Annotated in this window: 25 protein-coding genes; 15 read left to right on the top strand and 10 right to left on the bottom strand. The window is 45.4% G+C overall.

Translation table 11 applies throughout. From position 1 onward, the window contains the following. Positions 1–140 precede the first annotated feature (140 nt). Genes ACLWNV_RS08245 through galE form a run of 4 tightly spaced genes read left to right on the top strand, consistent with a single transcriptional unit; the run spans position 141 to position 4,379 of the window. On the top strand, positions 141–1,499 hold the full coding sequence (locus ACLWNV_RS08245) for an ArnT family glycosyltransferase (protein WP_413587454.1): 1,359 nt from the start codon (positions 141–143) through the stop codon (positions 1,497–1,499). Positions 1,500–1,503: 4 nt separating this feature from the next. Continuing rightward, positions 1,504–2,667, top strand: a complete 1,164-nt coding sequence (gene glf, locus ACLWNV_RS08250; RefSeq protein ID WP_413587455.1) for a UDP-galactopyranose mutase — start codon at positions 1,504–1,506, stop codon at positions 2,665–2,667. A 3-nt stretch (positions 2,668–2,670) separates the two neighbouring features. Then, complete coding sequence (locus ACLWNV_RS08255; protein WP_413587456.1) at positions 2,671–3,366, top strand: glycosyltransferase family 2 protein; 696 nt, start codon at positions 2,671–2,673, stop codon at positions 3,364–3,366. Between the two features lie 26 nt (positions 3,367–3,392). Further along, positions 3,393–4,379, top strand: coding sequence for a UDP-glucose 4-epimerase GalE (gene galE, locus ACLWNV_RS08260; protein WP_413587457.1), 987 nt, complete (start codon positions 3,393–3,395; stop codon positions 4,377–4,379). Between the two features lie 54 nt (positions 4,380–4,433). Here the strand turns inward: galE and ACLWNV_RS08265 are convergent, their stop codons facing one another. The 3 genes from ACLWNV_RS08265 to ACLWNV_RS08275 all read right to left on the bottom strand — a co-directional run bounded on the left by ACLWNV_RS08265 (position 4,434) and on the right by ACLWNV_RS08275 (position 7,906). Beyond that, positions 4,434–4,904: a hypothetical protein gene (locus tag ACLWNV_RS08265; protein WP_413587458.1), complete on the bottom strand. Its 471-nt coding sequence runs from the start codon at positions 4,902–4,904 to the stop codon at positions 4,434–4,436. Positions 4,905–5,023: 119 nt separating this feature from the next. After that, positions 5,024–6,463: a phosphomannomutase gene (locus ACLWNV_RS08270; RefSeq protein WP_413587459.1), complete on the bottom strand. Its 1,440-nt coding sequence runs from the start codon at positions 6,461–6,463 to the stop codon at positions 5,024–5,026. Between the two features lie 207 nt (positions 6,464–6,670). Further along, the gene (locus ACLWNV_RS08275; RefSeq protein WP_413587460.1) at positions 6,671–7,906 is read right to left on the bottom strand and encodes a hypothetical protein; all 1,236 of its coding nucleotides are present in this window, start codon (positions 7,904–7,906) and stop codon (positions 6,671–6,673) included. 335 nt (positions 7,907–8,241) lie between these two features. Here ACLWNV_RS08275 and cysK point away from each other — a divergent pair, with 335 nt between their 5' ends. The 4 genes from cysK to ACLWNV_RS08295 all read left to right on the top strand — a co-directional run bounded on the left by cysK (position 8,242) and on the right by ACLWNV_RS08295 (position 10,686). Next, positions 8,242–9,240, top strand: coding sequence for a cysteine synthase A (gene cysK / locus ACLWNV_RS08280; protein ID WP_413587461.1), 999 nt, complete (start codon positions 8,242–8,244; stop codon positions 9,238–9,240). 6 nt (positions 9,241–9,246) lie between these two features. Then, entirely contained in the window at positions 9,247–9,993 is a 747-nt protein-coding gene (locus ACLWNV_RS08285; protein WP_413587462.1) for an endonuclease/exonuclease/phosphatase family protein, read from the top strand. Positions 9,994–10,097: 104 nt separating this feature from the next. Continuing rightward, positions 10,098–10,388, top strand: a complete 291-nt coding sequence (locus tag ACLWNV_RS08290; RefSeq protein ID WP_413587629.1) for a type II toxin-antitoxin system RelE family toxin — start codon at positions 10,098–10,100, stop codon at positions 10,386–10,388. Then, positions 10,378–10,686, top strand: a complete 309-nt coding sequence (locus ACLWNV_RS08295; RefSeq protein ID WP_413587463.1) for a helix-turn-helix domain-containing protein — start codon at positions 10,378–10,380, stop codon at positions 10,684–10,686. The genes ACLWNV_RS08290 and ACLWNV_RS08295 overlap by 11 nt, the downstream gene beginning before the upstream one ends. Positions 10,687–10,688: 2 nt before the next feature. On the opposite strand, the gene ACLWNV_RS08300 is transcribed toward ACLWNV_RS08295, so the two are convergent. Further along, positions 10,689–11,219, bottom strand: coding sequence for a hypothetical protein (locus ACLWNV_RS08300; RefSeq protein ID WP_413587464.1), 531 nt, complete (start codon positions 11,217–11,219; stop codon positions 10,689–10,691). Beyond that, entirely contained in the window at positions 11,206–11,742 is a 537-nt protein-coding gene (locus ACLWNV_RS08305) for an RNA polymerase sigma factor (RefSeq protein WP_413587465.1), read from the bottom strand. The genes ACLWNV_RS08300 and ACLWNV_RS08305 overlap by 14 nt, the downstream gene beginning before the upstream one ends. A gap of 65 nt (positions 11,743–11,807) precedes the next feature. Here ACLWNV_RS08305 and ACLWNV_RS08310 point away from each other — a divergent pair, with 65 nt between their 5' ends. The 4 genes from ACLWNV_RS08310 to ACLWNV_RS08325 all read left to right on the top strand — a co-directional run bounded on the left by ACLWNV_RS08310 (position 11,808) and on the right by ACLWNV_RS08325 (position 15,343). Continuing rightward, entirely contained in the window at positions 11,808–12,440 is a 633-nt protein-coding gene (locus ACLWNV_RS08310) for a hypothetical protein (protein ID WP_413587466.1), read from the top strand. Positions 12,441–12,451: 11 nt separating this feature from the next. Beyond that, the gene (locus tag ACLWNV_RS08315) at positions 12,452–12,727 is read left to right on the top strand and encodes a heavy-metal-associated domain-containing protein (RefSeq protein ID WP_413587467.1); all 276 of its coding nucleotides are present in this window, start codon (positions 12,452–12,454) and stop codon (positions 12,725–12,727) included. Next, the gene (locus ACLWNV_RS08320; RefSeq protein WP_413587468.1) at positions 12,702–13,079 is read left to right on the top strand and encodes a hypothetical protein; all 378 of its coding nucleotides are present in this window, start codon (positions 12,702–12,704) and stop codon (positions 13,077–13,079) included. The genes ACLWNV_RS08315 and ACLWNV_RS08320 overlap by 26 nt, the downstream gene beginning before the upstream one ends. Before the next feature lie 197 nt (positions 13,080–13,276). Continuing rightward, positions 13,277–15,343, top strand: coding sequence for a sodium-translocating pyrophosphatase (locus tag ACLWNV_RS08325; protein WP_413587469.1), 2,067 nt, complete (start codon positions 13,277–13,279; stop codon positions 15,341–15,343). A gap of 189 nt (positions 15,344–15,532) precedes the next feature. On the opposite strand, the gene ACLWNV_RS08330 is transcribed toward ACLWNV_RS08325, so the two are convergent. Beyond that, positions 15,533–15,805 carry a TMEM165/GDT1 family protein gene (locus tag ACLWNV_RS08330; protein ID WP_413587470.1) on the bottom strand — a complete coding sequence of 91 codons (273 nt, stop codon included), beginning with the start codon at positions 15,803–15,805 and terminating at the stop codon, positions 15,533–15,535. A 61-nt stretch (positions 15,806–15,866) separates the two neighbouring features. On the opposite strand from ACLWNV_RS08330, the gene ACLWNV_RS08335 reads away from it, so the two are divergent. Together ACLWNV_RS08335 and ACLWNV_RS08340 are read left to right on the top strand one after the other, a co-directional pair. After that, a complete protein-coding gene (locus tag ACLWNV_RS08335) occupies positions 15,867–16,454 on the top strand; it encodes an exopolysaccharide biosynthesis protein (protein WP_413587471.1) in 588 nt (195 codons plus the stop codon). A gap of 66 nt (positions 16,455–16,520) precedes the next feature. Continuing rightward, positions 16,521–16,970 carry a cysteine rich repeat-containing protein gene (locus ACLWNV_RS08340; RefSeq protein ID WP_413587472.1) on the top strand — a complete coding sequence of 150 codons (450 nt, stop codon included), beginning with the start codon at positions 16,521–16,523 and terminating at the stop codon, positions 16,968–16,970. Positions 16,971–17,019: 49 nt separating this feature from the next. Here ACLWNV_RS08340 and tsaA read toward each other — a convergent pair whose 3' ends face one another. The 4 genes from tsaA to ACLWNV_RS08360 are packed head-to-tail and all read right to left on the bottom strand — an operon-like array spanning position 17,020 to position 21,538. Next, the gene (gene tsaA, locus ACLWNV_RS08345; protein ID WP_413587473.1) at positions 17,020–17,805 is read right to left on the bottom strand and encodes a tRNA (N6-threonylcarbamoyladenosine(37)-N6)-methyltransferase TrmO; all 786 of its coding nucleotides are present in this window, start codon (positions 17,803–17,805) and stop codon (positions 17,020–17,022) included. Next, complete coding sequence (locus ACLWNV_RS08350) at positions 17,775–18,557, bottom strand: RNA methyltransferase (protein ID WP_413587474.1); 783 nt, start codon at positions 18,555–18,557, stop codon at positions 17,775–17,777. Before ACLWNV_RS08350 ends, tsaA begins: the two co-directional genes overlap by 31 nt. Next, positions 18,557–20,629 (bottom strand): methionine--tRNA ligase, encoded by a 2,073-nt coding sequence (gene metG, locus ACLWNV_RS08355; protein ID WP_413587475.1) that lies wholly within the window; start codon positions 20,627–20,629, stop codon positions 18,557–18,559. Before metG ends, ACLWNV_RS08350 begins: the two co-directional genes overlap by 1 nt. A 21-nt stretch (positions 20,630–20,650) precedes the next feature. Continuing rightward, positions 20,651–21,538 carry a carbonic anhydrase gene (locus ACLWNV_RS08360; RefSeq protein ID WP_413587476.1) on the bottom strand — a complete coding sequence of 296 codons (888 nt, stop codon included), beginning with the start codon at positions 21,536–21,538 and terminating at the stop codon, positions 20,651–20,653. A 146-nt stretch (positions 21,539–21,684) separates the two neighbouring features. On the opposite strand from ACLWNV_RS08360, the gene ACLWNV_RS08365 reads away from it, so the two are divergent. Beyond that, positions 21,685–22,644 (top strand): aminotransferase class IV, encoded by a 960-nt coding sequence (locus tag ACLWNV_RS08365; protein ID WP_413587477.1) that lies wholly within the window; start codon positions 21,685–21,687, stop codon positions 22,642–22,644. The last annotated feature ends 31 nt before the right edge of the window (positions 22,645–22,675 follow it).

Consider the following 22,675-nt stretch of genomic DNA (forward strand, 5'->3'; position numbering starts at 1 on the left):
GTGGGTAGCCGCAGGACTCGTTCGATATTGCACAGCGCGATATTGCCAATTGTGAATGCGGCGGGTAGGCTTGCTGCCCTATGACTAAAACAAGCCGGAATTTAACATTGTGGACGCTGCTAATTACGGTAGTCCTATTTGTGTTTTCTTTAATCGGAAGACGCATTCATATCGATGAAGCCGTATTGGCTGAACCGACTTATTGGCTTGCGAAAAATGGATTTCTTCGCAGCGAAGGTCTTCGCGGTTGGCAGGGTGCGGAAGAGCACTTCTTTTTCACTCATAAACTTTATCTTTATGTGGGATCCCTTTTCGTAAAACTATTTGGTTGGAGTGTGTACTCCATTAAAGCCACGAGTTTGTTTTATTTTTTGGCTTTAGTGACGGCGTGGAGTTTCGTTTTTAAGCGCCTTCAAGCTTCTAAGGAACATTTCGTGGTGTTCTGCTTATTACTTTTAACCAACGCCCATATTTACGAACTGAGTTTCGTCTATCGTCCGGAAATAGCTGTCGCATTTTATGCAACATTGACCTTTTTGTGCATTCACCGGTTTTTGCATCAAAATCAAAAAGTCTTTGTTCTATTGGCTGGCGTCACAGCCGCGCTGGCAATTGGTCACCATTTAAACGGAGTCGTAGTTCCGGGTGCAGCCTGCATTCTTTTGCTATGGCATCGCCGAATTGTGCCGATGCTTGCTTTCGGTTGTATCGCGACTTTGGGCTTCCTGTTTCATCTGATGGAAGTCAAAAACATAGCCGATATCAATATGCTGATCGGTCAGTTTAAAAACATGCAGGATATCGGCACGGGGCATTTTTCTTTCTGGCATTATCCTTTGAACATTTTAAATGAACAGCAACGGTTCTTGCATTCACCGAAGGAAATCGCCTTTACGCTGCTTAGTCTGACCGCGATTTTCTTTGGACGAAAGTTGATTTGGCAAAAGCATAAAGATCTAGCGATCTATACTATTGCTGGAATTTTGTGCTTAGCGATTATCGCTCATGGTAAAGATACGAAGTATCTGGTCCTGTTCATGCCGTTCATCGTTTTTATGGCGACGGAGTCTTTACCTCTGGCATTTAAAGCTCATCGAAATGTTCTAACGGCTTTGGTAGTGTTATTCGTAGTCGTGCAGTGGACATATAATGCCGAACTAACCTTCAATAAAGAGCATCGGCCACAAGAGTATTCCGCTTTGATCGGGGATTTACCAGAAGGTATGCACCTATTGGGGCCGGTGTATTTCGTATTCGATGCGGTTCCAAAGTATCGTTATCAAACTTTTATTTCCTATCAGTTTCAGGCCTCCCATAAGCATTTTGAGATGACGGCGGAGGGGTTGAATGCGGCTTTAGATCAACACGATATTAATGCTGTGATCTTTGATAAGGAATTCGGAGAACGCTTTCAAGTGAGCGAGAGTTCATTTCCAAAGTTTGAACTTCGTAAACACGAGCAAGGTGCCAACCCTTTATGGTTTTTTGTTAGAAAGTAATTAGATGGAAAATAAAATGGATTTAAACGGACTTAAGTATTTGATCGTGGGCAGTGGATTTTACGGAGCGGTTATCGCAGAGCGTATCGCAAATGAGTTAAAGGAAAAGGTCCTGGTCATCGATCGTCGTGATCATATTGGTGGTAATTCATATTCCTACACGGATGCAGAAACCAATAATGAAATCCATAAATATGGCTCGCACATCTTCCATACGTCCAACGAAGAAGTCTGGTCTTATATCAATCGCTTTACGACGTTCAATTCGTACCAGCACCGTGTTTTGACTAAGTACCAGGATAAAACTTATTCAATGCCGATCAACTTGATGACGATCAATGCCTACTACGGGAAAAACCTAAATCCGGCAGAGGCTGAAACTTTCATTAAGTCTGAGATCGAACGCGACCATATTGAAAACCCTCAGAATCTTGAGGAAAAAGCTATAAGTCTAATTGGTCGCCCTTTGTATGAAGCTTTCATTAAGGGCTACACTAAAAAACAATGGGAAACTGACCTAACAAAGCTTCCAGCTAATATCATCACTCGTTTGCCAGTTCGTTTCAGCTACAATGACCGTTACTTCAACGATAAGTACGAAGGCCTTCCAGTGGATGGTTACGGTAAGATCTTTGAAAAAATGCTGGATCACGAGCTAATTTCAGTGAAATTGGGCGTGGACTACTTTGATATTAAAAATCAGATCCCTCAAGACTGCCTTGTGATCTACACAGGTCCAATTGACAAGTACTTTAACTATCAATTTGGCTCATTAGGCTGGCGCACGACTGATTTCGAACAGCAGACAGTTGAAACCAAAGACTACCAAGGTACCTCTGTTATGAACTACGCGGGCGAAGATGTTCCGTTCACGCGTATTCACGAGTTCAAACACTTCCATCCGGAGCGCAAACAGTCAGATACAAAGACTGTGATCTTCAAAGAGTATTCACGCTTCGCTAAAGAAAACGACGTCCCTTATTATCCAATCAATACGGATAAAGATAAGGAGATCTTCGCTCAGTACAAAGCGCTTGCGAAGGATGAAAAGAATGTTATCTTTGGTGGGCGTCTAGGGAACTATGTTTATGTCGATATGCACCAAGCTATTGCAATGGCGCTAAATACCTTCGATGCAAAAATTAAAAATGGTCAGTGGAGACAGTAGGTCATGAGTAAGAATCTTTCGGTAGTAATGCCGGTTTACAATGAAGAAGAATGTATTTCTCAAGTAGTAGAGAAATGGGTAGTTGCATTAGATAAGCTAAATATTACTTATGATATCAACGTCTATAATGACGGATCCAAAGATCAAACACTGGCGGCTTTAAATCAAGCTGCTCAAAAATTTCCAACTTTGAAAGTGAATGACAAAAAGAACAGTGGACATGGTCCGACTATTCTTTTGGGTTACCGCAATTCGGTAAATTACGACTGGATTTTCCAAATTGATTCCGACGACGAGCTTGGGCCTGAAAAGTTCGCGGAACTTTGGTCTTTGCGTGATAACTTCGATTTCCTAATCGGAATTCGCGATGGACGCTATAGTCCGTTGCCACGTAAAGTGATTAGCTTCATTTCCCGCATTGTTGTATGGACCTTCTACGGAACAGGCGTTTGGGATGTGAACTCTCCCTATCGTTTGATGCGTGCTGAGAAGTTTAAGGACATCTTTAACGCAATTCCATCCGATACATTCGCGCCGAATTTGATTGTTGCTGGTATGGCTTGTAAAAAGAAAATGCGTATCAAGCAAATCCAGGTTCCTTACAAAGACCGTCAGACGGGCGAGGTTTCCATCAAAAAATGGAAGCTGTTCAAAGCCGCTGTTAAGTCATTCAAGCAAACTATCAAAGCAGCTTTTTAGTTAGCTGCTAACCGTAAGAAGTGGTCATGAAAATTTTAGTAACAGGCGGAGCCGGATATATCGGTTCCCATACAGCGAATCGATTGTTACAAGAAAACTTTGAAGTCGTAGTTTATGATAACCTGACCACAGGGTTTCGCGCTGCTGTTCCTGAAAAAGCCACTTTTGTCGAGGGCGATGTTCGCGATGAAGCAAAACTTGTCGAAGTATTAAAGTCTCAAAAGATCGATGCGGTTATTCACTTTGCGGCAAAGCTCAATGTTAAAGAATCCACTGAAAAACCGTTGGAATACTACGAGAATAACACTTCAGGTGTTCTTAGTATGACTAAAGCCATGAAAGCAGCAGGGGTGAAGCACATCGTGTTTTCCTCTACGGCAGCTTTGTTTGGCGATAAAGTTCAGGATCGTTCCATCGTTGAAGATGATGCTAAGGCTCCGTTAAATCCTTACGGTCATTCTAAATTAATGAGTGAGCAGATTCTTAAAGATACATCCGATACTGGTGGAATCAGCTATTGCGCTTTACGCTACTTCAATGTGGCTGGTGCCTCCGATGACGGCAACAACGGGCAGCGTACAGCAGATGCATTTCACCTGATTCACTTAGGAGTTCAGGCAGCGGTTGGAAAGCGCAAGCAATTGCAACTATTCGGCACTGACTATCCTACTCCAGATGGTACTTGCATCCGTGATTATATCCACGTCGAAGACTTGGCTGATATTCATTTATTGGCGGTAAAGTACCTACTTAAGGGTGGGGCATCGAACTACTTTAATTGCGGCTATGGTTTTGGTTATTCCGTGCGTGAAGTGATCAATACGATCAAGAAAGTTTCTGGGACTGACTTCCCGGTGATAGAGTCTGAAAGAAGACCTGGGGATGCGGCGTCTTTAGTGGCTGATTCAAGTAAACTTAAAAATCAATTGGGCTGGCAGCCAAAGCGTGCAAATTTGGAACTCATTTGCCGAAACGCTTACGAATGGGAAAAGAAGTACAACGAATCACGTTAAATACCAAAAAAAAGGTCTGCTTGTTGAAGGCAGACCTTATATCAGTCGTTTTGATTAGAATTTAAACCGAACCCCAATACCAATATCCAAATCCGCATCCACTTTCGGAGCGACGTTCATGGCAAGAGCCAACTCACCAAACAACTCCAATGCAGGATCCGCGATCATATAAGTCAAACCAACCGGTACACGCGGACCAAACGCCACGTCGCCGTCATACTTACCGTCATTGATAAAGATCAAACGAGCGCCGACACCAGTATAAAGGTTCATCGGGCCTTCGCTTGCCATTTCCCAGGACTGAAGTTGATCAAATAAGAAAGTCGAGTGGATTTGCAAACCACGGTAAGAGCCGCCTGAAGCACCAATCACTGCATCCACAGAGTTCTTCTCGTTCACAGACATGCGCCCCGTAAATCCCAATGGATCGCCAATCACGATACCCGCAGCCATATCCGCGTGCGCCAGTGAAGTTCCAAGAAGTGAAAAAGTAAGAAGAAGTCCTGCAATAATCTTGTTAGTCATAGGTGAAGCCTCCGCGATAAATTCTGGAGGCACTCTGTATGATTGTCTATCTTTACGGTGCCAGGTCCTATTTCTGGATGCGGTGTCCTGAAAATAAGAACACCCCATGCATGATAACACTAAGCTTCGATAAGATTTTGAATGGCACTCAATGCCTTTGCAGCGATCGTGTCGGCTTCTGTTTGCGATGAAGCTTCCGTGTAACATCTGAACTCAGGAGCGTTCCCGGAAGGGCGCAAATGAACCACTTGTCCCGCAGCTGTTGTCATACGCAGGCCATCCAGTGTGTTTTGTGATTCAACCTTGGCTGCAGGAATCAAGCTCTGCACAAATGCTGTGGGATCAGCGCTTACGGTTTGAATGATTTTCTGACTTTTCTCTGGAGGACAGTTTTTCGCAAGCACACTGCCAGTGAATCGTGAAGGTAGTTGATCGACGACTTCAGCAACGGTGCATTTCTTTTTCGCAGCCATCCCTAAAATCGCCAACGCCGGCAAAACAGAATCGCGAGTAGGAAGTGCTTTTAACACAGCCGAACGTTGAACAGGGGAGGACAAAATATATCCACCATTTGCTTCAAAACCCGCCACAGATTTGAATTGAATATTTAGTGAATTAAGCGCTTCAACAACGTAAGGGGAGCCAATTTTAGTAAAGATGATTTTCTTAAAATCCTTGATATGCGAAACACCCGAATTACAGCTGATTGGCAAAGCAATTGCTTCAATGCCCAGGAATTCAGAACAAATGATTCCAAGCTTATCGCCTTGAACCAAGCGTCCCAAGTTGTCGATAACCAATGGTCTGTCGCCATCGCCATCAGTACTGATTAGTGCATCAGCTTTGTGTTCCTGAATCCATTTTTTGAATAAATCCAAAGACTCGACAGCTTCAGTGTCGACCGGAATAAACTTATCACTACGGCCCACTCTGATGACGTTTGCGCCCATGGTTTCAAGAATCTGCCCCAGGAATTCCCGTGCGGCAGAGGAGTGTTCGTAAAAGATGATTTTCAATCCGTTGAGGTGATTATCAGCCAGAGTCGTCACATATCTTTTAATGAATAGTTCGCGAGCCTCTTTTGCAGCGTCTTTTTTATCTACCGCGGACTTTCTAACGAACGACCCTTCGTCATCAAACAGCTCTTTCGCAAAGCTTTCGTTTTGAAGTTTCTGGTAGTTCGCAAAAATCTTCTCATCATCGCTTTTCAAGGTTTCACCTGTCGCCAGGTAAAACTTAATCCCATTACGATCGGCCGGAATGTGACTTCCAGTAACCATAATAGCCAATGATTTGTTTTCGGCCGAGTAATAGGCCAGAGCCGGAGTCGGCAAAACTCCACAGTTATGGATATCTTTTTGATGATCAGCAAGAGCCTTCTCAATAGCATTCAGAATTTTAGGACTGCTTTCGCGAAGATCCATCCCCACAGAAACTCGAGAAGCCGGAGTCACAACATCAGCATGCTGAAGAAACGCAGTCGCAAGGAGGTAAGCCTCACGATCCGTAAACTCAGTTACCAACCCACGAACCCCACTAGTCCCAAACTTCAATCCCATAACTCTCCCCAAAAGGTACGCCGTACCTTCCGGGGGTGCGGCGCAGAACCGCATCGGTTCCGCGACGTATAATTTAACGTATAGTTGAAGTCGGGGAAAGCCCTTTGGTGCCAGGTCCTACTTACGGATGCATCGAATCAAGTTGAATTGGGAAGGTACGACGTACCTTCTGGCTACGTTGGAAGGCAGATTGTCTGTGCTCTGACCTTATTTAGTTGTTCTTTGAATCACTTTAATGTTTTTGACATCGGTTTTCACTTCGCCAAATTCTCCAGAACTGCCGTTGTCACCACGCTCGCCGTCAGCTCCGTCGGTTCCTCGTGGTCCCGGAGATGCTGGCGTGCAATTGCCAGTTCTGTTACCTGGAGCACCGCCCGCACCACCCGGTTGGCCTGGCGAGCCCGCTCCGCCAGTTCCACCTAGCCCTGGTGTTTGATAAACTTCCAATACAAACTCATCGTTATTTGTAACCGTGATATTGGCATTTCCTGTGTTAAAGCCATTTTCTGCGTCTTCGCCCCGGTTACCTGCGACGCCGTTTGCTCCAGCTTGACCGTTAGTGGGTTGGACTGAGCAGGAGGGAGGAATAGGTTCGCAGAATCCACGACTGCCGGGGTTGCATGGTCTGCCCATTTTTCCGACGCCATTACTCCCTGAGGCTCCAGCCGCCGCTGGTCCCGTAAAGACTGAGAGTCCATTTGCTATGGCAAAATCATTTCCGTTTCTGCCGTTTTTGCCATTTGCACCGGACATTGAAATTCGTAAGGTGCCGACAGCTTTTTTTGCATCAATTGAAATTAAGTCAGGGCTTTTGCTCTTGTCTGTTAGTATTGATGTAATGTGGGAATCTTGCTCCGGAAGGCCGGTCTGATATGCATCCTCATCTTCGACAACAAGTAGGTCAGCTTTCAATTTAACTGAGTATCCGTTGGAGATAATTCTACCGTTTTGCCAAAAGTAGATACGATGCACATCTTCACTAAAGTTGGAAGTTAGCTCAACGTTGTTTTTAAAGATTAAGTCCCTTGGTACAAAAAACTTGTCACTAAGATCGGAAAGAAATCTTCCTCCGTTGGACACGCTGGCAAAAGCACGAAGATTAATAACCAGTATTTCGCCTTGTAGTACTTCTGAAGAGTAATAGCTGCGGCCCGATACGGCTTCCACCAGTTGATCGTTAATAAATACTTCCATCGTGCCAACAGCTTCAGGCCATTGGATGCGCAAAGTATACCGCCCAGGAGTTCCATCTTCAAATTTGACGCTGACATTATCGCGTTTCAAATCCACGCCAGCATTCTTCTGGTCTTCCTGCATCTGCTTAGCAACATCCTCAGCCAACTCCTGGCGCTGCTTATCCTCAGCATCTTCCTTCTTAAACGCGCAAGCGCCGACGATCAGACAAAGCCCCAAAACCAAAATTTTATGCAGTGACAGCTTCATAAAAACTCTCCGTAAAACGGTCAGAATAAAAAATCACATTCGTTATACCTCAAAAAACGAGGACTTCCGCAGGCTTCCATAGGGGAGAGAAAGTAATTCCTAAGCTGTCTAAAATTCAGACACTCAGTAAAAACCTAAAGCAATTAAACAGATCCCTGTGCATAGGCAGCCGTCTATGAATTGGACGCAATGGAAAGGTGTCCTAAAACAAGGTCGGGGATTGGCAAAAAACTCCGAAATTCCTCCCGTACTACTAGAATCGCTCCTGCCACAGGAGTAGACTATACTTCTAGCCTCCGGTCCGAGGAGAAATACTCAAAAAGGATATGCAACTCATGAGAATCTATTCAGACATCACGAAAACCATCGGCAAAACCCCACTCGTTCAAATGCAACGAATCGGCAAGGGGCTTCCCGGAAATCTGCTTTTAAAATTAGAATTTTTCAACCCACTCGCATCCGTAAAAGACCGCATTGGTCTGGCGATGATCGAAAACGCCGAGCTTGAAGGAAAACTAAAACCCGGCATGGAAATCATCGAGCCCACCAGCGGTAACACGGGTATCGCACTGGCATTCGTGGCGGCGGCAAAGGGTTACGCGATCACTTTAACAATGCCTGAAACTATGTCGCAAGAGCGTAAGACTTTGTTGCTTCTTCTGGGCGCAAAAATCATCCTGACTCCAGGTCCTCTTGGAATGAAGGGGGCTATCGCCAAAGCAATGGAGCTTCACGAAGCAAATAAAAACTCCTGGATGGCAGGGCAGTTTGATAATCCCGCCAACCCCGCAATTCACAAAGAAACTACGGCGCTTGAAATCTGGCAGGACACCGACGGCCAGGTCGACATGGTCATTAGCGGTGTAGGAACTTCCGGCACCATCACAGGTGTGGGTCAGGTTCTAAAAGCCAAAAAGCCTTCAGTGAAAATCATCGCGGTAGAGCCCACAGAAAGCCCGGTGCTTTCCGGTGGAAAACCAGGGCCCCACAAGATTCAAGGCTTGGGAGCAGGCTTCATCCCATCAGTCATGGATCGCGGCGTAGTCGACGGGGTAGAGCAAGTCTCTTCCGAAGAGTCCATGAAAATGGCGCGTGAGATTATCAAAAAAGAAGGCATCCCCGTGGGGATTTCTTCAGGTGCTGCGGTTACGGCAGGACTTCGCCAGGCATCTAAAGAAGAAAACCGTGGCAAGAATATCGTTGTCATTATTCCAAGTATGTCGGAAAGATATCTTTCAACTTTACTGGCAGAGCAGGAGCGCACCGAAGCTCAGGGTCTGAAAGTTCACGAAGTCAATGAAGCGTACCTCGCAAAAGTTGGCAACAAAGGATAGTAGCGAATGGTTCCTTTTAAAATTCCTGATAAGGAAAAGGTTTTAGTAAAGATCGGGGAGGCTGGCGAAGTGCTGGCTCCTTCGTCTGAATTAAATATCTTTGTCTGGAATGTTTATAAGGGACAGCGCGCGCACATCTTTGAAAATGATTTCCGCAAGCACGGCAGTGGTAAAGATTTTATCCTGCTGCAAGAAGCTTTGGTCGATAATAAAATGCCACTTTTGTGGAAGCAGGATTTCTCTTCGTACGAGTGGCATCTGGCGCAAAGCTTTCACTATAAGAAAAATCAACACAGCACGGGTGTCGCAATCGGTTCCAAGTACACTCCGAGTGTAGTGGATTTTATTCGATCCAGTTCCCGTGAACTGTTCTGGTTAACCCCCAAGCTGACACTTTTTAGCGAGTATGATTTTGAAGGCAGAAAAGTTCTAGTCGTGTGCACGCACGTCTTAAATTTCGTGACGACAGGAGCCTTCACAAATTCCCTCTACGAAATCGCAGAACGCATTTCTACTTTCGACGGCCCTGTGGTTTTAGCGGGCGACTTTAATACGTGGAACGTGAAACGCCATTTGATTATGAAATCAATCTTCCGGGATTTAAATCTTGAACATTTGGATCTTGAAAACGACGGCAGACTATTAAAGCTTGATCACGTCTTTGTCAGAGGATTTGACGTTTTGAAAGCGGAAGTGCACAGCTCCGTATTAAGTTCTGACCACTTCCCACTAGAGATCAAACTGAAACTATAATCTCCGAAATCCGTTAGACTTCCATATTATTCGTCATCAAAGGCTAGCTCCCGCTGGCTGCTATTTTGTACACATCAATGTTTATTAACTTGAAAAGTAAACCAATGAGGTGTACATTGGGTTGGTCTGTTATTGTCGGGGATCGTGCGACAAAAGCTCTAAAAAAGCTCCCGAGGCACATTGCTGTTAACTTCTTGGGGTGGGTGGATGATGTCGAGACGGATGGTTTATTATCCGTTCGTAAGCTGCCTGGTTATCACGATGAACCCTTAAAGGGAAAATGGATAGGGTATCGATCCATTCGGTTAAGCAGATCTTATCGGGCAATCTACCGAATTGAAGAAAATGTGGCGAAAGTTATTACGGTCGTAGAGGTGAATAAGCATGAATACTAAAAAGAAGTCAGCTACGGTTCGTCAGTTGGAAAATTTGATTGGTTCTGAGATGACCTTTGGGCTGCGCTTGAACTCAATTCGTAAAGGCGAGGGGCAAACTTTAGAGGTATTTGCTGCACAACTTGATATTTCAAAGCAGCATCTTAACGATATTGAAAAAGGCAGAAAATCGGTTAGTCCGGAAAGAGCAGCTAGATTTGCAAAAATTTTGGGATTTTCCGCAGAGCGGTTTATTCAACTCGCTCTGCAGGATCAGCTAACTCAAGCAGGGCTACCCTACAAAGTACAGGTTTCCTAGGTTTAACTATGTCCAAAATGCAGATACTTCTTCAAAGTCATCTTAGACACGGAAGCCATCTCCCCAGCGATCACAGCGCCAAAGATCCAGAAAACCCCAGCCTCCCACGAAATCCCGCGAGCAAGCATTGCAAACACGCCCAAAGAAACCAACGCTACAGAGCCAATCGTCAACACACGAGAGCGCATCAACACCAACCACTCGTCATATTTCAAAACCAAGCGCGCAAGAATGAAAGTCACCGCCAGATAAAAGGCCCCGCAAAAAGCCTGACAAAACATCGGCGAGATTTTCATGAAGACATCCATCAAGCCTTCGCCACCGAAAAACAAACGCGTGCCAAACTGAGGACAGGCCATCAGGGAAAAGAAGGAGCTGACCAGATGAATTCCACCGAGCTTTAAAGCCACAGAAGATTTCTTAGGAGCCGTACGCGCAATCTCCGCATGGATTTTGTTTAAGACAAAAGAAGAGCCCGCAGTTTCACCTGCATTGCCAGTAAAAGACTCAAAATCATTTTTAACGTCTTTCATTTTTACTCCTTAACGCCTTTAAAGCCCGGCTGACCAATTGACGAATGTTGCTGTCTGAAGTCTTCATTCTGCGAGCCATTTCGTCATACTCCAGCTCATCCAAATACCGTAAACGCAAAGCCTCTTGTTCCCGGGGTTTTAGCTCGTTCAGCAAAACCGCCGCTTCTTCTTCATGCTCTATATTAGGAGGGGAGTCGTCATTTTGTGACAACTGGTCATCCCATTCGAGGTCTGTTCGGTTTTCTTTCTTCCGGTAGTCCTTTAATTCGCTTCTGGTGATGACATAGATCCAGGCTAAGGCCTTGTGCTTGGGGTTGTAGAGATGTTTTTTGCGAAAGACCTGCATAAAAACGATTTGCAGGACCTCATCCGCTTTTTCCGCAGAAAGGCCTCGTTTTTTCGAATAGGCAAGAACGCGCCCTGAATGTCTCAAGTAGAGATAATCCAGTGCCTTCGTCTCTCCATCAGCCAGAGAGATTAAAAGTTCTTCGTCTGTTTGGTCTTCCAATTTTTTTTCAATCACTTTGTCACAAAACCTTTTGCCCTATCCTAATAGCCTATGAATGAACACACAAGCAGGAAGTCGAAATGATTAAGAAGTTCATACTCACACTTGTAGCAATAACAACCGCTCACACCGCTGCGTTCGCGCATCCGGTTTCCTATCAGGGAGCGACTTCGCTTATGTCATATAATAAGCCTGAAGAAAATGAATTGCTCTTAACATATTCTTTTAAGCCCTACCTTGCGGCAGGACTGTATTACTTCCGTGAGGCAAAAACGAACTACACCATGCCGCGAGTAAACTTTCTCGCAAAACGCTGGAACAACGAAGACTCGCAGGCAAATATTTATCTGGGGGCAGGCTATGGTGTAGAGAAATCCTTCGACGAAAATAAAGCCGTCACCTACGGATCGATCGATGTCGATTGGGAGTCCCGCAAATATTATACTGCAGCGGCATACAGTCGTTTTTTCAGAGATAACTCAGGCCCGCAATACCGGCCCGATTTTGAAATGATCAAAGCACGCGTGGGGTTTGCCCCGTATCTTGCGGAATACAACGACATCAATGCGTGGCTGATTTTGCAAGCCGATAAAAAAAATGATTCCGGTACAGAGCTCACTCAATTCGTAAGACTATTTTATCGAAATGTTTTGATCGAGCTGGGTGCTGGTTTTAACGGAAACTGGACATTTAACTATATGGTGCATTTTTAAAAGGAGAATTCATGAAAGCGATTATCTTATCTGTGGCTGTTCTATTTTCATCATTGGCATTTGCAGCTGAAACTGAAACGGTCGGTGTGAATGGAATGGTGTGCTCATTCTGTGCTCAAGGCATCACAGCTAAATTCAAAGAGCAGCCGGAAGTGGACAAAGTCGATGTGAGTCTTGAAAAGAAGTACGTAAAACTCACTTACAAAGAAGGCCAGAAACTTTCTCACGAGAAAATTTCAGCGCTTTTAAAGGATGCGGGTTATGAAGTTAGCTTCGACAAAAAATAGTTTCATTTCTTATCTGACTCTTTTTAGTTCTGCGGGAACGCTGATTTGTTGTGCGCTCCCGGCACTCTTGGTGAGTGTCGGATTGGGCGCGGTGCTCGCAGGACTCGCCAACAATGTGCCTGGGCTTATTTGGATTTCTGAACATAAAGTTCAGGTGTTTATTTTCGCAGCAGTGATGCTTTCCTTAAACGGAGTATGGCTCTTTTTAAATCGTAACGCCCCTTGTCCTATCGATCCTGAGTTAAGAGATGCCTGCATAACAGGCAGAAAATTCTCAGTTCGAGTTTACGCTATCTCCGTCATCATTTTCTTAGTCGGCGTTTTCTTCGCCTTCATCGCTCCAATCCTGTAAAAGGTCGCACCGGAGGTAAAGACACACTTTCTCCTAGTTATGGAGAAAGTGTGTCCGTACCTTCGGCGCGACCTTTGATCTAACGCGCCGAGCCCTAAAAGGTATTTAGGCCCACTCCGTTCGTTGACTGGATGCAATGTTTTTATTATCCCTAAGTCTTCGTAATTTAAACGAGAAATCAAACATGGAGTGCAACAATGTTTAGTAATAACTTGCTGATGTCTCCGGCGATTGCTGGGGTTATTGGTTTGGTGTTGGCAGTAGTTTTGTACCTTCGAGTGAAGGCGCAACCAACTGGCAATGAGACTATGAATCGTATCGCGGGCTACGTTCGTGAAGGTGCGATGGCTTTCCTTGTACGTGAGTACAAGGTTCTTTTTGTCTACGCAATCGTCGTAGGCTTGGTTCTATGGTTCGCATTGGGCGGAATCGCAGCGGGATCATTCATCCTTGGTGCTTTCTTGTCTTTGCTAGCTGGCTTCTTCGGTATGAAAGCTGCGACTTACGCAAACGTTCGTACCACTCAGGCGGCAGCAACTGGATCTAAACCAGCAGCTCTTCTAGTGGCACTTGATGGTGGCGCGGTAATGGGTCTGTCTGTTGCAGGTCTTGCTTTGATCGGTTTGGGCGTTATCTACATGATGTTCAAGGATCAAACTGAAATCGTTGGTACAATTCTTCACTCGTTCGCAGTGGGTGCTTCTTCTATCGCACTTTTCGCGCGTATCGGTGGTGGTATCTATACTAAAGCGGCTGACGTTGGTGCAGACATCGCTGGTAAAGTTGTAGAAAACATTCCTGAAGACGATCCTCGTAACCCAGGCGTTATCGCCGACAACGTTGGTGACAACGTGGGTGACGTTGCTGGTATGGGCGCAGATATCTATGAGTCCATGGTTGCAGCTATCGTTTCTGCAATGGCGATTGCTTTGACAATCCCTGCAGAGGGTTTGAGCAAACTTCTTGCTGACTCTACAGATGCAGCAGTTGTTCGCGGCGCTGGTGTGGCTTTGCCTCTGGTTCTTTCCGGTCTTGGTATGGTTATCTCTATCGTTGTGATCTTCTTGGCGCGCGCGTTTAAAAACGGCAAGCCAGCGACAGTTCTTCGCAACGCTTTGATCATCCCGCCAATCTTGTTGACGATCGCAGCAGCAATCGTTCTTCCGATGTTCGGTATCAACCAATCAGTAACTGTTGCTTTGGCAGCGGGTGCTTTCGGTGGTGCTTTGATCGGTCTTATCACTGAGTACTACACTGCTCATCGTCCAATCCGTCTGGTTGCTGAAGCAGCTTTGACTGGTGCTGGTACGGGTGTCATCCGTGGTTTGGCAGTAGGTATGGAATCCACTGCTATTCCAATGATCATCGTAGTGGCTGCAGCTTACATCGCTGACCACGCTTTGGGTCTATACGGTATCGCAATCGCAGCAGTAGGTATGCTTGCTGGTACTGCGGTAGTAATGACAGTAGACGCTTACGGTCCAATCGCAGACAACGCGGGTGGTATCTCTGAGATGTCTGGTCTTGGTAAAAACGTTCGTGACATCACTGACGAATTGGATGCAGTTGGTAACACAACAGCAGCTATCGGTAAGGGTTTCGCAATCGGTTCTGCGATCCTGACTGTTCTTGCTCTATTCTCTGCATTCAACATGGAAGTAAACCACGTTCGTTTGCAAAAGGGCATGGAAGCAATGTCTTTGGACCTTACTTCTTCAGGTGTATTGATCGGTATCTTGATCGGTTCAATCCTTCCGTTCCTGGTTGGTTCAACAACTATGACTGCGGTTGGTAAAGCCGCTCAAAAAATCGTGGTTGAAATCGCTCGCCAATTCAAAGAGATCCCAGGTCTTCGCGAAGGTAAAGCTGAACCACAACCGGCTCGTATCGTTGACATCGCAACTCAGGCTGCGTTGTTCGAAATGATCCTGCCAGGTATGATCGCTATCCTTGCTCCAGTGGCAGTTGGTTTCTTGCTAGGGCCTCAAGCTCTTGCAGGTCTTCTTGCTGGTGGTTTGGCAGTGGGCGCAACATTGTCTCTGTACATGGCGAATGCCGGTGGTGCATGGGATAATGCTAAGAAATTCATCGAAAAAGGTGGATTGCCAGGTCATCCAAAAGGTTCTGACGCTCACAAGGCGGCAGTTGTTGGTGACACTGTAGGTGACCCGTTCAAAGATACTTCAGGTCCTGGTATCGCGATCTTGATCAAAGTTATGTCTGTCGTTTCTTTGTTGATCGCTCAGTTGATCGCAACTATCTAATAAAAATACGCTAGGCCCACCAAGTGTGGGCCAGTGGATTAAAGTGGGGAGTGCATTAGCATTATCCCAAATAAAAAAAGGAGTCGCTTAAGACTCCTTTTTTATTTGTGGACGATGATGTTACATAACGTATTCATGCGCCGTAACAATGTGCTTTCACAAGAAAAACCATGTCGAATGACCTAGCTACTATCCCTTAGCTGTTAAAACCCAAATCCCGACCAAGATGAACAATGTGCCTGACACATACTTCATCATCTGAGGATTCAATAGTTGTCCTAAGTAACGTCCAAAAATCACACCCAATGCTCCAGCAAGTCCCAATGCTAATACAACAGCGATAAGAACGGTCATAGTGGATTTGGTCTGGCTTGAAGCAGCAAGGGCTGCAAATTGAGTTTTATCACCCATTTCCGCTAAGAAAATTGTGATAAATGTGCTCGCAAAAATCTTCCAATCCATAATAGGTCCTTTAGAATAAAATAGATTCTTAGTCATAGTTTCTAGGCGAAAGGAAAGCAAATTGAAAAGTGAGTTTATTGCTGCCATGGATTTGCTTCAAGAAGAGGCGGGCCACGGTGACCTTTCCTTAAAAAAAGTTTTCCAACTCCTGGGGGAAGAGGGCCATGGAATGATTTTATTATTCCTGTGTCTGCCATATCTTTTCCCGATACCGGTTCCGGGGCTTTCCACCATTTCGGGAATTTTGATTGTCCTGGTTTCTTTTTTTCTCTTACGCCGTCGTCCACCATGGCTGCCCAAGCGTTGGGAGAATGTTTCTGTTTCTTCAAAAACGGTTCTAAAGCTTAGCAACTACGCCGAAAAAGTATGGACCTACGTTGCCAAGATCGTCAGAAAGCGCATGATGTTTTTCCACGATATGCAGGCGTTTCGCGTGCTGAATTTTTTGGTGCTGTCGATGAATGCGTGTCTGTTGGCGCTGCCTCTGCCGATTCCATTTTCAAACACAGTACCGGCAATTGCGATCGTGCTTTCTGCAATCGGATATCTTGAAAAAGACGGACTATTCACACTCTTTAGTTATCTGTGGTGTGTTGTGGTCATAAGCTTTTTTACCTCACTGGCCTTAGGAGCAAAACTTTTGCTGTAGAACGGCAAATCAATATTGCATCAAATCCGATCAAGGCTATCATATCGTTATTCCATAGGAGGAAAAATGAAATCTTTGATCGCATCTTGTGCCTTCGCTTTAACAGCTTGTTTCACTGTAAACGCTTTTGCTCAATCAGAAGAGGTGACTCCAGCCACTTCCACTCCAGAATCCGTCACGGCCCCAGCTTCTGGCGCTATTAAAATGGATGGTCCTTGTGCAAAAGATCGTGAAACTTTATGCCCGGGCGTTGCTCCAGGTAAAGACATGCACAAGTGCATGCGTAAAAATAAATCCAAAGTTTCCAAAGAGTGCAAAGCTAAGATGGCTGATATGAAAAAAGCCTTCAAAGGCATGCACCAGGCTTGCCATGAAGACGTTGAAAAGTTCTGCGGCGAGATCAAACCAGGAAAAGGTGCGGTTCGTGAGTGTATGAAAAGCCACGAGGACGAAGTGTCCCAAGCTTGTAAAGACGAATTGGCTAAAATGAAAGAAAAGCACAAAGATAAAAAGTAATTGTGCCAATAACGAAAAGCCTCAACGATCTGTTGGGGCTTTTTAGTTTTTAAAAGTCTTGTTTTAAAAATGAGCGGTGAATATTTTTATCCGCATAAGTGTCTTCCGGATTTGCCATGTCACTAGCGTTGTAACCACTTTCAATTCGTAAAACTGAAACTGTCCCAGCCACTATAGTAAAGACAGCACGCCAAGTCCGGTAAGCAATGATGAGCTCACCATCCGATAAAGCCTTTACACGCTTTTTCTTGCTGTTTGTGGGTTCAAATTCCAACTGGTGCTGCAAAAAGGCGCGCAAGTTATCAACTCCGTGATTTTCCAAAAACACTAAAGCCTTTTCAGTCGCTTCTGAAAAAAGCACTGTATGCTTTTCCGCTTCTTTTAACCATTCCGGCTCAACCTCAGGAAAAGAATCCGCATAAGCCACATAGGGCTTAATATCCAAAATCGGCGATCCATCCAGAATGTCTGCGCCTGAAACTTCAATTTTAAGTTTATCAATACGAACCACATCCACACAGCTCATACCAATGGAATTAGGACGGTAAGGGGAGCGGGTGGCAAATACACCAATCTTGGTGTTACGTCCTCGTGGTGGCAGCACCATGGGATTCCAGTGGTCATTGCGATGAAAACTAAAAATCACCCAGATTTTCTTGCAACCTTCAAGTCCCGTAAGCGCCTGTTCGAAATTCTGACCGCCCTCAAGTTCGATCGTACCTATGGCATGATGACTGTCAGGTTGGCGTCCCGCTTCGTAAGGATGCACCTGTGTACTTTTAAAATACCCAATGGGAGTAAACTCTATTTTCTCGCTCGCCACTGTCTCATCCATTCAAAACCCGCGACCGCAGCGGTTACACCAACATTCAGCGAGTTTTTTCTGCCACGCAAAGGAATCACGCGGATCTCATCAATGATTTGCAAAATCGAAGGATCCAGTCCAAATCGCTCATTACCTAAAATAAAAGCCGTCGGTTCGGATTCGAAATTTTCAAATAAGTCTGAAGCTGAAGCCGCTGTTTCTAAAGCGACGAGGCGATAGCCGTTTTCTTTAAGCATCTCCAGGCACTCCATCAAATGGGGATGTTCTTCCCAAGTCATGTATTCCTGAGTGCCCATAGCAGTCTTTTCAACCTTCCACTGAGTGGGATTGGGAGTATAGCCGCAAAGGCAAATCTTTTCAGCCCCTAGGCATTCAGCGGTTCTAAAGATGGAGCCGACATTGAAAGCAGAGCGGATATTATCCAGAACAAACACCAAAGGAAGAGTTTCTTCGGGAGCCGCCGCTTTATCATTTTCAATAATCAAAAAATCATCATCCTGCAGGTTGCGATTCAAAATTCTTTCAAAAGGAATCGCAAAGCTGATGAAATGTTTTAGGGTCATTTTCCTGTGCAGATGATCTCGCAGGGGAGCCAAGCGCACCACGTCCGCATTTTCAGACGCCGCCAGCTGCGCAATTTTGTCTTTTAAATTCGCCAGTTTCTGGGGATCAAAAGAAAAATCCCCCGAGGATTTCTCAAGCTCATTAAAAAGCTTATGAATTTCATCGAGGGATTTTTTATCCTGAGCTGAAAGGCTCATTATTTCACTCTTTGGCCAACTTGTGCGCCATTGTCAGGGGAAAGCATAAATAAGTCACTTCCACCAGTGCCTGCCGCCAGGATCATGCCTTCAGACATTCCGAATTTCATTTTGCGTGGTTTTAGATTTACGCACACCAAGAGTTTGCGACCCAAAAGCTGTTCAGGCTTATAAGCAGCTTTGATACCGGAGATAATCTGACGGATCTCACCATTACCAATATCAACCTTAAGACGCAAAAGCTTATCAGCTTCTTTAATCTCTTCAGCCTCAACCACTTGACCAATACGCAACTCAACCTTTTCAAAATCAGTGAATTCGATCTCTTCAGAACCCGCCGCCGTAGCAACACCTTCTACGGGCTTGCCCGCCGTAGCTTTAGCGGAGGCGGGAGCAGTTGAAACAGCTTTTTTCGCAGCCTGGATCTCTTCGTTAATCTTACGACCTTCTTCGACCATGGCTTTGACCTTGTCAGCTTCAACACGAGTCGCCAGATGTTCGTAATCGTTGATCGTACGATTCGTAAGGACTGTATTTGCATCACTCCACTTATAGTCGCCTTCGCCCAAAAGCTTAGCCACTTTCTCAGTGTAGTACGGAAGAACAGGTTTCAAATAAATCGCAAGCATTCTGAAAATATTCAAAGTCGTTGTGATGACCTGCTTTGTGCCCACAGGATCTGCATCCAGCGTTTTCCAAGGAGCTTTTTCATCAAAGTACTTGTTGGCGTCATCAGCCAGTGTGCGAATTTCAGTCAGAGCTTTAGCGAAATCACGGGCCTCAAAATGCCCCGCGATTACTTCAGATTTGCTTTGCGCGTGCGCGATCAGCTTCAAACCTTCAGCATCAGGCGTGCTCATGACGCCATCCATTTTTTTCTTAAGCATCTGCCCGCCGCGAGATCCCAGGTTCGTGATCTTACCCACAAGCTCCGAGTTAACACGGTTTACGAACTCTTCCAGATTCAAATCGATATCATCGACAGAGCTGTTCAATTTCGTCGAGTAGTAATAGCGCAGATATTCAGGATTCAAATGATTCAAATAAGTGCGAGCCGCAATAAATGTCCCTTTGGATTTGGACATTTTCTCGCCGTTCACCATCAAGTGACCATGAACAAAGACCTGATTTGGCGAACGGAATTCCGCAGCCTTCAAAAACGCTGGCCAAAAGATCGTGTGGAAGCGTGCAATGTCTTTACCGATAAAGTGATAAATTTCACGCGACGGATCCTGCCAGATGTCTTTCAAAGTTTTTCCTTGAGACTTGGCCCAGATCTCTGTCGTGGACATATAACCCATCGGAGCATCCACCCAAACATAGAAAAACTTTTTGCCATTAGTTCCCGGAATCGGGAAGCCAAAGTAGGGCTCATCACGGGAAATATCCAGATCATGAAGATCTTCGTTAAACCACTCGAGCATTTTTTTAGCGATATCCGGAGCGCAGTGTTTCGGAATCCACTCTTCCAGGTATTTTTTGAAATCATTAAGCTTAAAGAAAATACTTTCAGAATCTTTAATCACCGGAGTTGTGCCACACATTGAACAGTGCACATCTTTCATGTCACTCGGAGAATAAGTCGAAGCGCATACATCACAGGAATCCCCGTATTGTTCTTTAGCTCCGCATTTAGGACACGTACCTTTAACGAAACGATCCGGAAGGAACATTTTGTCGTGGTTACAGTAAAGCTGCTGGATCGCCTGAGTACGCGTGTGATTGCCTTCAACAAATTTTCCATAGAACTGCTCAATCAAAGCTTTGTTCTCAGGAGCATTGGTAGAACCATAGTGAGAAAACTTAATCTGGAAATCTGCAAAGTCAGAAGTATGTTCTTTAAAAGAATTTGCAATCAGTTGTTCTGGAGTGATGCCCATTTCACGGGCCTTAACCATGATCGGAGTTCCATGCGTATCATCAGCGCAGATAAACACGCACTCATTCCCGCGCATAGTTTGAAAACGTGCCCAAAAATCAGCTTGCAAATACTCCACCAAGTGACCCAGGTGAATGTAGCCATTGGCGTAGGGAAGAGCACAGGTCATCAAAATTTTACGCGGGGAACTCATCAGTCTAACTCCAGTTTTTCTCTAGTCTTTCCACTCTACTTTGCCTGAATCCAGGTGATACAGAGCTCTAGAGATTTTTACATCACCAGAGGCTACAGCGTCACGCAAGATTTGCGATTGCATCAAAAGATCGTGGGCCACACCAGTGACATTGGCGAAGGATTCCTGCACCAGTCCACGAGACGGTGTTTTGCCTGCAAAATGAGTAATACGCGGTTTGATATCATCAACGATCGCATTTAATGCAGGGCTACCAAGATCTTCGCCTTTTAACGCCGCATTCACTGCGCCGCAAGAGCTATGCCCCAGTACTACGATCAGATTTGCGCCCAGGTATTGTACGCCGTATTCAACACTTCCCACAACAGTTTCATTCAAAGCGTCGCCCGCAGTGCGTACGACAAAGATTTCGCCCAGCTTTTGGTCAAAGGCCAATTCCGGCGGGACGCGCGAATCACTGCAAGCCAGAACAATTGCATGGGGTTTTTGTCCCTCGGTCAAACGCATGCGATCTTTGGCAGAGGCGCCATCAGAGCGCAAACGGCCTGTAACATAACGAGTGTTTCCATTTTTTAGCCAACCCAGTGACTTATCAGCTGGGACCGGACCGTGGAAGCGCTGTTTTGTAACTTCGCCTGACGATGTCGCAGGAGTGGCTGCAGCAGTGCCTGCAACGGCAGCGTCTTTTTTAGCTTGTTTTGCTGCTTCTACAGCCACAGCTTCGCGCAGTTCTTGAGCGCGGGCCTTATCTTCGGCCGTTCCCATATCGGCATCAGGCGCCGCCTTCACATTCCCTTTTTCATCTTTAAGGGAGACTTGCATCTCTTGATTCGGGGTGCGTCTTCCCTGAAAAAGTGAACACGCGGACAAACTCATTGCAGCTACTAACAAGGCCACACGAAAAATCATTGCATCCTCCCTGATGTCTTAAGCATTTATTGTCCGAAGCGCATGAAGTAAACGTCAAACTAAATAATAAAAAACTTGCCATTTCCAAGATGCCCTTCCGAGAATAGAGAAGGCTTAAAGTTTCAAGAACAAGGATGGCTTTTCATATGTCAGTTAGCTTACTCACACCCGCTCAGATTCAAGCAAAGCTTGCCGCGAAAAACTATCCTGCACAGCAAGCATACTTAGCCATGTACAGCACCTGGTGGGGCGGCATTGTGACAGAGCCGGGACTCATGACTATTCCGGTGGACGATCATCTGGTTCATCGTGGTGATGGAGTGTTTGAAGCCATCAAGGTCGTAACCGGTCGCATATTCTTATTTGCAGAACACATGCGCAGATTGCAAGACTCTGCCGAACAGATCGGATTGAAACTTCCAATGTCGGCGGGTGATGTAAAAGACATTATTTCGGAAGCCATGCGCGCCGCAAAAGTACAGGATGCGCTATTACGTCTTTATCTTTCCCGCGGACCGGGCGGCTTTACCACAAATCCCTATGACTCTGTCGGCGAGCAACTTTATCTTGTGGTGACGTCATTAAAAACTTTGCCTTCAGAAAAATACGAGCAAGGGGTAAGTATTGCGAAAAGTGCCGTGCCTCCCAAAGACCCGACACTTGCCAGAATTAAATCCTGCAATTACCTCCCAAATGTTTTGATGAAAAAGGAAAGTGTCGATCGGGGAGTGGATTTCACTATCAATATCGATTCAGCTGGAAATTTCCTGGAAGGCAGCACAGAAAACATGGTGATCCTGGATCACGCCGGAAATTTAATTCGACCACCGCTTTTTCAAATTCTAAAAGGCACGACCATGATGCGTGCTTTCGAGCTTGCCGAGGCGCTGGTGAAAACGGGTCAAATCAAAAACATTCAGGAACAAAACATAACTGAAAGCGATATCGTGAATGCGAAAGAAGTCATGATGATCGGAACGACTCTGGATGTATTGCCTGTCACCAGTTTTGAAGGAAAGAAAATTGGCAACGGCACTCAGGGGCCCGTGGCAAAAGAACTTAATCAATTGATCCGCCAGGATTTTGTAAACGGCATTCAAATCTAAAAAAAAAGCCCCGGCGAACCGGGGCTTTTTA

It is taken from the genome of Bdellovibrio sp. HCB274 (genome assembly GCF_047306075.1).
Taxonomy (GTDB): domain Bacteria; phylum Bdellovibrionota; class Bdellovibrionia; order Bdellovibrionales; family Bdellovibrionaceae; genus Bdellovibrio.

Bases quoted from the DNA above. Each gene is read 5' to 3' on its own strand.
- glf (WP_413587455.1), top strand. From the start codon at position 1,504: ATGGAAAATAAAATGGATTTAAACGGACTTAAGTATTTGATCGTGGGC.
- ACLWNV_RS08255 (WP_413587456.1), top strand. From the start codon at position 2,671: ATGAGTAAGAATCTTTCGGTAGTAATGCCGGTTTACAATGAAGAAGAA.
- galE (WP_413587457.1), top strand. From the start codon at position 3,393: ATGAAAATTTTAGTAACAGGCGGAGCCGGATATATCGGTTCCCATACA.
- ACLWNV_RS08265 (WP_413587458.1), bottom strand. From the start codon at position 4,904: ATGACTAACAAGATTATTGCAGGACTTCTTCTTACTTTTTCACTTCTT.
- ACLWNV_RS08270 (WP_413587459.1), bottom strand. From the start codon at position 6,463: ATGGGATTGAAGTTTGGGACTAGTGGGGTTCGTGGGTTGGTAACTGAG.
- ACLWNV_RS08275 (WP_413587460.1), bottom strand. From the start codon at position 7,906: ATGAAGCTGTCACTGCATAAAATTTTGGTTTTGGGGCTTTGTCTGATC.
- cysK (WP_413587461.1), top strand. From the start codon at position 8,242: ATGAGAATCTATTCAGACATCACGAAAACCATCGGCAAAACCCCACTC.
- ACLWNV_RS08285 (WP_413587462.1), top strand. From the start codon at position 9,247: ATGGTTCCTTTTAAAATTCCTGATAAGGAAAAGGTTTTAGTAAAGATC.
- ACLWNV_RS08290 (WP_413587629.1), top strand. From the start codon at position 10,098: ATGAGGTGTACATTGGGTTGGTCTGTTATTGTCGGGGATCGTGCGACA.
- ACLWNV_RS08295 (WP_413587463.1), top strand. From the start codon at position 10,378: ATGAATACTAAAAAGAAGTCAGCTACGGTTCGTCAGTTGGAAAATTTG.
- ACLWNV_RS08300 (WP_413587464.1), bottom strand. From the start codon at position 11,219: ATGAAAGACGTTAAAAATGATTTTGAGTCTTTTACTGGCAATGCAGGT.
- ACLWNV_RS08310 (WP_413587466.1), top strand. From the start codon at position 11,808: ATGATTAAGAAGTTCATACTCACACTTGTAGCAATAACAACCGCTCAC.
- ACLWNV_RS08315 (WP_413587467.1), top strand. From the start codon at position 12,452: ATGAAAGCGATTATCTTATCTGTGGCTGTTCTATTTTCATCATTGGCA.
- ACLWNV_RS08320 (WP_413587468.1), top strand. From the start codon at position 12,702: ATGAAGTTAGCTTCGACAAAAAATAGTTTCATTTCTTATCTGACTCTT.
- ACLWNV_RS08325 (WP_413587469.1), top strand. From the start codon at position 13,277: ATGTTTAGTAATAACTTGCTGATGTCTCCGGCGATTGCTGGGGTTATT.
- ACLWNV_RS08330 (WP_413587470.1), bottom strand. From the start codon at position 15,805: ATGGATTGGAAGATTTTTGCGAGCACATTTATCACAATTTTCTTAGCG.
- ACLWNV_RS08340 (WP_413587472.1), top strand. From the start codon at position 16,521: ATGAAATCTTTGATCGCATCTTGTGCCTTCGCTTTAACAGCTTGTTTC.
- tsaA (WP_413587473.1), bottom strand. From the start codon at position 17,805: ATGGATGAGACAGTGGCGAGCGAGAAAATAGAGTTTACTCCCATTGGG.
- ACLWNV_RS08350 (WP_413587474.1), bottom strand. From the start codon at position 18,557: ATGAGCCTTTCAGCTCAGGATAAAAAATCCCTCGATGAAATTCATAAG.
- metG (WP_413587475.1), bottom strand. From the start codon at position 20,629: ATGAGTTCCCCGCGTAAAATTTTGATGACCTGTGCTCTTCCCTACGCC.
- ACLWNV_RS08360 (WP_413587476.1), bottom strand. From the start codon at position 21,538: ATGATTTTTCGTGTGGCCTTGTTAGTAGCTGCAATGAGTTTGTCCGCG.
- ACLWNV_RS08365 (WP_413587477.1), top strand. From the start codon at position 21,685: ATGTCAGTTAGCTTACTCACACCCGCTCAGATTCAAGCAAAGCTTGCC.